Raw genomic sequence first — 11589 nt, 5'->3', positions numbered from 1 at the left:
AATATGTCGCAGTAATTATTAAGTAAAAACGAGCACATGGCGCAATTCTACTCTGCAAAAAGACGCGTGGCGACGCGTCAATCACTCACCGTTACTATTGACGACCTGGACACCTTTGGGCAAGGCGTGGCACGCCACAACGGTAAAGCACTGTTTATTCCTGGCGCATTGCCGGGTGAACGTGTTGATGTCACCATCACAGAAGATAAACGCCAGTATTCCAAAGGAAAACTGTTACGCAGGCTAAATGACAGCCCGGAACGGGTTTCACCCGTCTGCCCCCATTTTGGCGTATGTGGCGGCTGCCAACAACAACATGCTTCAGTTGCGTTGCAGCAGCAAAGTAAATCACGCTCTCTGGCCCGCATGTTGAAACGCCCGGTAGATGATGTCATTACAGGTGCACCCTGGGCGTACCGCCGCCGGGCAAGGCTCAGCCTGAATTTTATTGCCAAAACGCAGTCTTTACAGATGGGCTTTCGCAAAAGTGCCAGTAATGAGCTGGTAACCATACAGCAATGCCCGGTTTTGGTGCGTCGCCTTGAAGCATTATTAAAACCACTGCAAACTTGTTTACAACAATTACAGGGTGCGCGCTATCTCGGCCATGTGGAACTGGTGGATGCTGAAAATGGCCCTGTCATGGTGCTGCGCCACATTCGCCCGTTAAATTCGCAAGACCAGGAAAAACTGGAACAATTTTCGCATTTACACCAGGTGACACTGTTTCTGGCACCGGAAAGTGACGTATTAACAAGAATCAGCGGTGACATCCCCTGGTATCTGTCGGACGGTCTACGCTTAAGCTTTAGCCCGCGAGATTTTATCCAGGTGAATGACCAGGTGAATCAGCAGATGGTGGCACGGGCTTGCGAGTGGCTGGCTGTTACACCACAGGACCGGGTTTTGGACCTGTTTTGTGGCATGGGAAATTTTACCCTGCCACTGGCGAAACGCGCGGCGCAGGTTGTTGGGGTGGAAGGGGTTCTGGCTTTGGTAGAAAAGGCGCAACAAAATGCCCTTGATAATGGTTGCCTGAACGCCATGTTCTACCATGAGAACCTGGAATCGGATGTTACCCGGCAACCCTGGGCCAGGCAGGGTTTTACCAAAGTATTACTTGACCCGGCCCGGGCGGGCGCTGCTGTGGCCATACCTCAGGTTATCCGGCTCGCGCCAGAAAAGGTTGTTTATGTATCCTGTAACCCGGCGACTCTGGCGCGTGACAGTGAAGCATTACAGGCCGCGGGTTACCAGATAACACGGCTGGTAATGTTGGACATGTTCCCGCACACTGGTCACCTGGAATCGATGGTGTTGTTCGAAAAAGCAAAAGATTGACACTGGCTCCCATCTGCCAGAATGAGTCCCGAAAGGAGAGGACAATGGTTGCGGTAAGAAGTGCACATATCAATAACGTTGGCGAGTTTGCCCCTGAAACGTGGATAAAAAGTCTGGGTATAGCGAGCCAGCAGTCGTGCGCCCGTTTAACGGATACCGTGCGCTATTGCCAGCAGCAAATTGCAGGCCATGACGATGCCAACCTGATTCTGTGGCGTGGTGTCGAGATGGTAGAAATCCTCACTATGCTGAGCATGGATACCGACACGCTGTGCGCCGCACTGCTGTTCCCGCTGGCAGATAACCAGGTGGTCAGCGAAAGTGATATCCAGGAAGCCATGGGAAAATCGGTCGCCACGCTGATTCATGGTGTACGCGACATGGACGCCATTCGCCAGTTGAAAGCCACCCATACCGACGCAGTCTCATCAGAACAGGTTGATAATGTTCGCCGTATGCTGCTGGCCATGGTGGATGATTTCCGCTGCGTGGTCATCAAACTGGCTGAACGTATTGTGCATTTGCGCGAAGTGAAAGATGCGCCGGAAGATGAGCGGGTACTGGCTGCAAAAGAATGTACCAATATTTATGCCCCACTGGCGAACCGCCTGGGTATCGGGCAACTGAAATGGGAGCTGGAAGATTATTGCTTCCGCTACCTGCACCCTGATGAGTACAAACGGATTGCGAAGTTGCTGCACGAGCGGCGGCTTGATCGCGAACACTACATCGAAGAGTTCGTTGGTCAATTGCGTGAAGCCATCAAAGAAGAAGGTGTGAAGGCCGAGGTTTACGGCCGGCCAAAACACATTTACAGCATCTGGCGCAAGATGCAGAAAAAGCATCTGGCGTTTGATGAGTTGTTTGATGTGCGTGCTGTGCGCATCGTGGCTGAACGTTTACAGGATTGCTACGCGGCATTGGGTATTGTGCATACCCATTATCGTCACTTACCCGATGAGTTCGATGACTATGTCGCGAACCCTAAACCCAATGGCTACCAGTCAATTCATACAGTGGTGCTGGGGCCGGGAGGGAAAACGGTAGAGATCCAGATTCGTACCAAACAGATGCACGAAGACGCTGAACTGGGTGTTGCCGCGCACTGGAAGTACAAAGAAGGCACAGCATCGGCCAGTGGCCGTTCAGGCCATGAAGACCGCATTGCCTGGCTGCGTAAACTGATAGCCTGGCAAGAGGAGATGGCGGATACCGGTGAAATGCTGGATGAAGTGCGCAGCCAGGTATTCGACGACCGGGTCTATGTCTTTACCCCGAAAGGCGATGTCGTTGACCTGCCTGCCGGGTCTACGCCGCTCGATTTTGCCTACCACATCCACAGTGATGTGGGCCACCGCTGCATTGGCGCGAAAATAGGTGGGCGTATTGTCCCGTTCACCTACCAATTGCAGATGGGTGACCAGATTGACATCATCACACAGAAACAACCTAACCCAAGCCGGGACTGGTTAAACCCCAACCTGGGTTATGTGGCAACCAGCCGTGCGCGGGCCAAAATTCACGCCTGGTTCCGTAAGCAGGACCGCGATAAAAATATCCTTGCCGGGCGGCAGATCCTTGATGATGAGCTGGCGCATTTAGGTATCAGCCTGAAAGATGCTGAAAAACATCTGTTGCCGCGTTACAACTTCAATGAAGTGGATGAATTACTGGCAGCGATTGGCGGAGGCGATATTCGCCTTAACCAAATGGTGAATTTCCTGCAATCGCAGTTCAACAAGCCCAGTGCGGAAGAGCAGGATGCCCAGGCGTTAAAACAGCTTCAGCAAAAAACCTATACACCGCAAAGCCAAAGCCGCAAGGACAATGGCCGGGTTGTGGTGGAAGGCGTGGGGAACCTGATGCACCATATCGCCCGTTGCTGCCAACCGATACCAGGGGACGATATCACGGGCTATATCACCCAGGGGCGCGGTATTTCTATTCACCGTGCAGACTGCGAGCAACTGGCGGAGTTACAGGCCAATGCGCCGGAACGCGTGGTTGATGCGGTGTGGGGTGAAAGCTATTCCAGTGGTTATTCGCTGGTGGTGCGGGTAACGGCAAATGACCGCAGTGGCCTGTTGCGTGATATCACCACCATACTGGCAAACGAAAAAGTTAACGTGCTGGGTGTTGCCAGCCGCAGCGATGTGAAGCAGCAACTGGCCACTATTGATATGGATATCGAAATTTACAACCAGCAGGTGTTGGGGCGTGTCCTGAGCAAGCTTAACCAACTGCCGGATGTGATTGACGCACGCCGTTTGCACGGTTAACTCACACTGTTTTAATGTCTATCTCTCACCCGTTGATACACTCCCGGCTGGGTTCTCAGCCCGGGAGTGTTATTTCCACAGGCCATGCCAGTCGGTAGTCATCCCTCATGGTTTGTTTTCTCGCTGTAATCTTTAAGGAACCGAAATGACCGAAATAGAACGCCTGTTGGGCATTATGCGGCGCTTACGTGACCCGCAAAGTGGTTGTCCGTGGGATAAAGAACAAACATTCTCCAGTATCGCTCCCTATACTCTGGAAGAAACTTACGAAGTGCTGGATGCGATTGCACGGGAAGATTTTGACGATTTGCGTGGCGAACTGGGGGATTTATTATTTCAGGTGGTGTTCTATGCACAAATGGCACAGGAAGCCGGGCATTTCGATTTCACCAGTGTATGCGCCGCCATCAGCGATAAACTTGAGCGCCGTCACCCACACATTTTTGGTGATGCCACACTGAATGACAGTGAAGCTGTGCTTGCCAATTGGGAAAAAACTAAGCGTGAAGAGCGTGCAGAAAAAGAACAATTTTCAGTACTGGATGATATCCCGCACTCACTGCCAGCGTTGATGCGGGCACACAAAATACAAAAACGCTGCTCAGCCGTAGGGTTCGACTGGACTACTCTTGGCCCGGTTCTGGAAAAAGTGCATGAAGAAATTGATGAAGTTATGCATGAAGCCAGCCAGGCGGTGGTGGATGAAGATAAACTGGAAGAAGAAGTGGGCGATTTGTTGTTTGCCACAGTCAATTTATCGCGCCATTTAGGGAAAAAGGCCGAAACAGCACTTCAAAAAGCGAACCTGAAATTTGAACGCCGTTTTCGCCAGGTTGAGGCGATTATCCGCCAGCAGGGGCTGACACTCGAACAGGCCACTCTGGAACAGATGGAACGCGCATGGCAGCAAGTTAAGTGCCAGGAAATTGATATTTAAATGGTTTTTACGAGCAAGCGCGAGTTAGCAGAAAAATTAAATAACAAGCGCTTGATTTACGTCAAAAACATTTATTGCTGACAAGCTATTTTCTTCGGTCGTACCACGTTCGGTGTCCGGCCAGAGAGTGAAGAATGAAAGTTTGTGAGCAATGCGCTGTTCAGGTATACTACTTTCCCGTCCTGGTTATTCCATCGTCTTTTAAACCTAACTTCTCAGGTTCAGCATGACAACGAACTATATTTTTGTGACCGGCGGGGTTGTTTCCTCTCTGGGTAAAGGCATTGCCGCAGCCTCCCTTGCCGCTATTCTCGAAGCCCGCGGGCTCAATGTATCCATGATGAAACTGGATCCGTACATCAACGTCGATCCGGGTACGATGAGTCCAATCCAGCATGGGGAAGTGTTCGTTACTGAAGACGGCGCTGAGACCGATCTGGACCTTGGCCACTACGAGCGCTTCATCCGTACCAAGATGACCCGTCGTAACAACTTCACCACCGGGCGTATTTACTCCGATGTTTTGCGTAAAGAACGTCGTGGTGACTACCTTGGGGCGACAGTTCAGGTTATCCCGCATATCACTAACGCTATCAAAGAGCGCATCATTGAAGGTGGCGAAGGCCACGATGTCGTTCTGGTTGAAATCGGCGGTACCGTTGGCGATATCGAATCTTTACCATTCCTGGAAGCCATTCGCCAGATGGCAGCCGAAGTCGGGCGTGAACGTACCCTGTACATGCACCTGACGCTGGTTCCATATCTGGGTGCTTCTGGTGAAGTGAAAACCAAACCGACGCAGCATTCTGTAAAAGAGCTGCTGTCTATTGGTATCCAGCCAGATATCCTGATTTGCCGTTCCGACCGTGCAGTTCCGGCCAACGAACGTGCGAAAATTGCTTTGTTCTGTAACGTCCCGGAAAAAGCTGTTATTTCTCTGAAAGACGTCGATTCTATCTATAAAATTCCGGGCCTGTTGAAATCACAGGGGCTGGACGATTATATTTGTAAACGATTCAGCTTAACCTGCCCGGAAGCCAACCTTTCCGAGTGGGAACAAGTTTTATACGAAGAAGCAAACCCGGCAGGCGAAGTGACCATCGGTATGGTGGGCAAATACATCGAACTGCCAGATGCATACAAATCGGTAATTGAAGCACTGAAACACGGTGGTCTGAAAAACCGTTTAACAGTGAATATCAAGCTTATCGATTCACAGGATGTAGAAACGCGTGGCACCGAGCTGCTTAAAGGCCTCGATGCAATCCTTATCCCCGGCGGCTTTGGCTACCGTGGTGTGGAAGGCAAAATTGCCACCGCGCGTTATGCCCGTGAGAACAAAATCCCTTACCTGGGTATCTGCCTGGGGATGCAGGTCGCGCTGATTGAGTTTGCACGCGATGTGGTAGGGATGCAGGATGCTAACTCAACTGAATTTGTGCCAGACTGTAAGTACCCGGTGGTTGCACTGATTACTGAATGGCGTGACGAAGACGGTAATGTTGAAGTCCGTACTGAGAAAAGTGATCTGGGTGGGACAATGCGTTTAGGCGGCCAGCAATGCCAACTGAGCGACGACAGCCTGGTGCGTAAAATGTATGGCGCGCCGGTGATTGTTGAACGTCATCGTCATCGCTATGAAGTCAACAACATGTTGTTGAAACAAATTGAAGCCGCAGGGCTGCGTATTGCGGGGCGTTCCGGTGATGACCAACTGGTTGAAATTATTGAAGTGCCTGATCATCCGTGGTTTGTGGCCTGCCAGTTCCACCCGGAGTTCACTTCAACGCCGCGCGATGGGCATCCGCTGTTTGCGGGCTTTGTGAAAGCCGCTGGTGAATACCAGAAACGGCAAGAAAAGTAATATTAGTACAGCAACGCGGCGGGGTCGGTAAGCGCCTGCCACGCTGGTAACGTAGCCCGCGAACGTATCACGGGACCTGGTGGTTATACCTGGTTACCTGGAAACGTTAGCGGGCTAAAACAGTTGTAATGGGCTACACTGGCGCGTTGTTGTCTGGAGTTTTAGTTTAACTTGTACTGAGGAAAACCTAATGTCCAAAATCGTTAAAGTCATCGGTCGTGAAATCATCGACTCTCGTGGTAACCCGACTGTTGAAGCCGAAGTTCACCTGGAAGGCGGTTTCGTAGGTATGGCTGCAGCCCCGTCAGGTGCTTCCACTGGTTCCCGCGAAGCGCTGGAACTGCGCGATGGCGACAAATCCCGTTTCATGGGTAAAGGCGTAACCAAAGCTGTTGCTGCGGTAAACGGCCCGATTGCTCAGGCTGTTCTGGGTAAAGACGCTAAAGATCAGGCTGCTATCGACCAGATCATGATCGATCTGGATGGTACTGAAAACAAATCTAACTTCGGTGCTAACGCAATTCTGGCTGTGTCTCTGGCTAACGCCAAAGCTGCCGCTGCTGCTAAAGGTATGCCGCTGTACGAACACATCTCTGAACTGAACGGCACTCCGGGTAAATACTCCATGCCGCTGCCAATGATGAACATTATCAACGGTGGTGAACACGCTGATAACAACGTGGACATCCAGGAATTCATGATTCAGCCTGTTGGCGCTAAAACTGTTAAAGAAGCGATCCGTATCGGTTCTGAAGTTTTCCACAACCTGGCTAAAGTTCTGAAATCTAAAGGCATGAGCACTGCTGTTGGTGACGAAGGTGGCTATGCGCCTAACCTGGGTTCTAACGCAGAAGCACTGGCTGTTATCGCTGAAGCTGTTAAAGCTGCTGGCTATGAGCTGGGCAAAGACGTTACTCTGGCTATGGACTGTGCTGCTTCTGAATTCTACAAAGACGGCAAATATGTTCTGGCTGGCGAAGGTAACAAAGCCTTCACTTCTGAAGAGTTCACTCACTTCCTGGAAGACCTGACCAAACAGTACCCGATCGTATCTATCGAAGACGGTCTGGACGAATCTGACTGGGAAGGTTTTGCATACCAGACTAAAGCGCTGGGCAACAAAATCCAGCTGGTTGGTGACGATCTGTTCGTAACCAACACCAAAATCCTGAAAGAAGGTATCGAAAAAGGTATCGCTAACTCCATCCTGATCAAATTCAACCAGATCGGCTCTCTGACCGAAACTCTGGCTGCTATCAAGATGGCGAAAGATGCTGGCTACACTGCCGTTATCTCTCACCGTTCAGGCGAAACTGAAGATGCAACCATCGCTGATCTGGCGGTAGGTACTGCAGCAGGCCAGATCAAAACCGGTTCTATGAGCCGTTCTGACCGTGTTGCTAAATACAACCAGCTGATTCGTATCGAAGAAGCTCTGGGTGACCGCGCACCGTTCAACGGTCTGAAAGAAGTGAAAGGCCAGGCTTAATCGTCTGCTCTGTTACTGAAAAAAACCCGCTTCGGCGGGTTTTTTTGTGGTGTGCCGGGCATGCTCAGCACATCGGGGGGTGAAAATCCCCTGTCCAGCCTGTTGGTGGCAAAGGACTAGTGAAGCGCAAGGGCGCCGTCGCGAGGTGGGGTCTGAAGGAAGCGTGAAGCAAAACCATGACCTGACGAACAGAAACCCGATAAAAGGCCTACCCGGCTGGCTGAGCAATTCATTGATTAAAAAGGCGATAACCATCAAGAGCCGGGGTGGTAGATTGGGCAGGGCGTGGTGAAAGATGCCGAACTTACCCCAGAAGGCCTGTCCGTCGTTCTGCATTCAGAACTGAGCGTACCGTAGGGTAGGCTAACTGGCGAACAGGAGGCTGAAACCGTGCAGGCACCGGCGAGCAGAGAAAGTCCGTCGTCAGCAGCGTGGCTGATGGAAGCCATCTGTGAACCAGTCAATCTCAGGCAAGCCTTGAAAAGAGTGAAAGCGAATAAAGGTGCGGCGGGAGCGTAAGCGAACTGGCGGGCCACCTGAAACACCACTGACCGGAGGGAGCTGAAAGCGCAACTGCTGTCCGGCTGCTTAATCTCTACTTTTAACTACGGTTAAAAATGGGAGGATTACCTTAGCTTCTAAGTCGATAAAATCAGAATCAGGAAAAGTAGATTGAAGTAAAAACGTCCTTTATGATGACTCAAAGGTTAGCCCAAAAGGAAATCATGACAATGAGCGTTGGATTAATTACAGACGAGCCAGGACGTTTCTACACCTTCCAGTCTACATTGCCAGCCGGTGAATATTTCGAATTTCGCCCCCGCAATCCTCCACTGAACTCAAAACCCATCGTTGATGACGAAAGCGGGATGTGTATTGGTTATTCCGTCGCTCAGGCTCCCGGTTTATGGCAGATTTATGATGCAGACGGCATGTTTGTCAGGCTGGAAGAAGCGCCATTAGAGGCCCCCCTGATTGACCCAACAGACCTCGCTTTAATTGCTTTTGGTGCATTTCGTCTTTTACGGGCAGGTAAGGCGTTACTGGAAAGTGGTGTCAAAGCCGCCGTAACTGTGAGGCTCAGTGAGGCTACCATCAGTCTCTTGCGCGGCCGTCTTAAAATGGGCTTATCAGTTCGCGCGCTCAGGATGAGTGAGTCATCGGCAAAGCACATGCTGACCCCTGGTCGTTATGTGCCTTTACAGATTCAGGAAAAGGCCATTCGTTATGGCATAAGAAAGCCGGATCCTCTCAAAAAGCCAGGGCTTTTCCGTTACGAGGCTCGTATGTATAAGCTTGTGGAAGACAGGCAAAATAAAGGCACTTATATTTATAAGTCTTACCGTCTTGAGGTTTTGGTCAGGGAAGCTGACTGGACTATCATGCATTTTCAGTACATGCCGTAAGAGGGGATCATGATAGATATCACAAGCGGTGACAGGCACCTTAAATTAACGCCTTATGAAAGGCTGGCTGAGCCCGAAGAGCCTGCCTATAGCCGTATTATGGTTTGGGTTGAATTCTCAATCCCTGCCTTAAAAACAGAGTTTGCTGCAGAGTTTTTTGTCGGTCAGTTGGAGCAGTTCAGGAATGATACACATGATTTCCATCAGGCCTTAAAGGCAGGGGCGAAATTTAAGGATATTAATTTAACCTCGGCATTCGAGCAGGTTGTGCTTAAGTTTCATCAGGCACATTTTGCCGGAACTGTTGGCGTTAGTATGGTACTTAAGCCTGAAAACCATGCTGACAGTATTACTCTTGATGATTCCTTCGATATTGATGAAAGTTACTTTCCCGACCTGCTCTCTGGTCTGGACGACATCATTTCATGGCAAAACTGATGCTTGAATTAAGCCACAAGACCGGCACTTAGAATGCCGGTCTTTTTATGCCATTTACTGGCGATTATGTCGTTTTTAAACTCTGCATGCATCAGGTGCATGAGTTTGCATCCGTTTTACATTCCAGCGTTTGTCAGCCAGCATCAGCGCTGGCAGGGCTCGGGGCTCCTGATGTACCTGCATTAAAAGCAACCCGTTAACCGGGCAGGCGTGGCGGGGAAAGCATTGCGCGCTGAGCCGGGTTATTTATTTTCCTCGCGTCTCAGCGGCTCGCTATCGCGTTGTGATGGTGTCGGGTGAGTCGTTGGGAGGTTGTCGATTGCGGCGGTGTGTCGTCGCTCTAAGGGCGTGTGATGGCGGGTATTAAAAAGTCGCCTGTCAGGGCGGCTGGTTACGGTTTATTCGTTGTCTTCGAGGGAGTATTTGTCGAAACGGATAATTAAAAGAAAGCCCCGCATTCGCGGGGCCTCTTCTAGTATCGATGTGGTCAACATGTGGATATGACATGAAGCAAATTCTTTTATTTCAAAGTGTTAAGTTGTATTTAAAATCTCCTTTGGGGGCTTTGAGTCTGATGACAAACCTCATGTTCGCACAGAACGAGAGGATGACACCCAATAAAAAAACAGGAAAGTCAATTCATTGATTTTCGGCTACTTTCCCCCTGCAACATGACTGCGGCCGCAGTTGCACAGATAGAAGAAATATCCGAAGCTACTACTCCGTATAACTGGCGTAATCAGGCTAAAGCAGAGGGGAAACCGGTGCCGGGTCACAGTAAAAACAGCGAACAGTGGTCAGCCGGGGGAGTAAGTAAAGACCTTGCAGCGCAAACGGTAGGGAGCTGCCATAAGCAATGGCGGATAAGCTGTATCCGGCACTGAGCATAGCACTCCCGAATCGCCTGTTCATCAGACCGGGCCTGCCAGAGCTATAGGAAGGCGGCGGTCAACATAACCGACCCGCCGTATACGGACACGTATGTACGGTGGTGTGGGTGGAGGCTGATCGTGAGATAGGCCCCTGGCCCTATCCTGATATTTTCGGTTCTGTGCACGGTTACATTACCAACATGATCTGCCCGCCAGGATCTGCGATAATAATGGTTTATTCCTTTACCGAGTTGACTATGCAGTACCCGATTAATGAGATTTTCCAGACCTTGCAGGGCGAGGGCTACTTTACTGGCGTCCCCGCCATTTTTATTCGCTTACAGGGTTGCCCGGTTGGCTGTGCCTGGTGTGATACTAAACACACCTGGGATAAGCTCGCGGAACGGGAAGTCTCGCTGTTTTCGGTTATGGCGAAAACGAAAGAGAGTGACAAGTGGGCAGCGTCAACACCAGAAGAGTTGCTTGCTGTTATCAACCGTCAGGGCTATACCGCGCGCCATGTGGTGATTACCGGTGGTGAGCCCTGTATTCACGATTTAACGCCGCTTACTCAGTTGCTGGAGCAACACGGTTACCAGTGCCAGATTGAAACCAGTGGTACGCATGAGGTGCAGGCAACGGCAAACACCTGGGTTACCGTTTCACCCAAAGTGAATATGCGCGGGGGTTACGATGTGCTGGGGCAGGCACTGGTGCGGGCCGATGAAATCAAACACCCGGTAGGCCGGGTACGGGATATCGAAGCGCTGGATGCCCTGCTGGCAACGCTCACTGATGAGAAACCACGTATTATCGCGCTCCAGCCCATCAGCCAGAAAGAAGACGCCACACGTTTATGTATTGAAACCTGTATTGCACGTAACTGGCGTTTATCCATGCAGACGCACAAATACCTGAATATTGCCTGAGGTGGGGCCTGTGCCCCGCTTTTGGGGCACGCGA

General features: G+C 50.8%; 8 protein-coding genes. All 8 read left to right on the top strand.

Annotated features, from left to right (window positions below; all coding sequences use genetic code 11):
• Positions 1–36 precede the first annotated feature (36 nt).
• The 8 genes from rlmD to queE all read left to right on the top strand — a co-directional run bounded on the left by rlmD (position 37) and on the right by queE (position 11555).
• A complete protein-coding gene (gene rlmD, locus MPHASIOC01_RS16080) occupies positions 37–1341 on the top strand; it encodes a 23S rRNA (uracil(1939)-C(5))-methyltransferase RlmD (protein WP_064601053.1) in 1305 nt (434 codons plus the stop codon).
• Between the two features lie 44 nt (positions 1342–1385).
• A complete protein-coding gene (relA, locus tag MPHASIOC01_RS16075) occupies positions 1386–3620 on the top strand; it encodes a GTP diphosphokinase (protein WP_064601051.1) in 2235 nt (744 codons plus the stop codon).
• 145 nt (positions 3621–3765) lie between these two features.
• Positions 3766–4557 carry a nucleoside triphosphate pyrophosphohydrolase gene (gene mazG / locus MPHASIOC01_RS16070; protein ID WP_353612917.1) on the top strand — a complete coding sequence of 264 codons (792 nt, stop codon included), beginning with the start codon at positions 3766–3768 and terminating at the stop codon, positions 4555–4557.
• A gap of 226 nt (positions 4558–4783) precedes the next feature.
• Positions 4784–6421, top strand: coding sequence for a glutamine hydrolyzing CTP synthase (gene pyrG / locus MPHASIOC01_RS16065; protein WP_064601047.1), 1638 nt, complete (start codon positions 4784–4786; stop codon positions 6419–6421).
• 190 nt (positions 6422–6611) lie between these two features.
• Positions 6612–7910: a phosphopyruvate hydratase gene (eno, locus tag MPHASIOC01_RS16060; RefSeq protein ID WP_353612916.1), complete on the top strand. Its 1299-nt coding sequence runs from the start codon at positions 6612–6614 to the stop codon at positions 7908–7910.
• 725 nt (positions 7911–8635) lie between these two features.
• Positions 8636–9316, top strand: coding sequence for a hypothetical protein (locus MPHASIOC01_RS16055; protein WP_231889233.1), 681 nt, complete (start codon positions 8636–8638; stop codon positions 9314–9316).
• 9 nt (positions 9317–9325) lie between these two features.
• Positions 9326–9754: a hypothetical protein gene (locus tag MPHASIOC01_RS16050; RefSeq protein WP_231889232.1), complete on the top strand. Its 429-nt coding sequence runs from the start codon at positions 9326–9328 to the stop codon at positions 9752–9754.
• A 1129-nt stretch (positions 9755–10883) separates the two neighbouring features.
• Positions 10884–11555: a 7-carboxy-7-deazaguanine synthase QueE gene (queE, locus tag MPHASIOC01_RS16045; protein ID WP_064601045.1), complete on the top strand. Its 672-nt coding sequence runs from the start codon at positions 10884–10886 to the stop codon at positions 11553–11555.
• Positions 11556–11589: the final 34 nt, after the last annotated feature.

Origin of the sequence: Mangrovibacter phragmitis (genome assembly GCF_040429585.1) — a bacterium.
Classification (GTDB): domain Bacteria; phylum Pseudomonadota; class Gammaproteobacteria; order Enterobacterales; family Enterobacteriaceae; genus Mangrovibacter; species Mangrovibacter phragmitis.
This window is presented reverse-complemented; position numbering and strand designations above follow the sequence as displayed.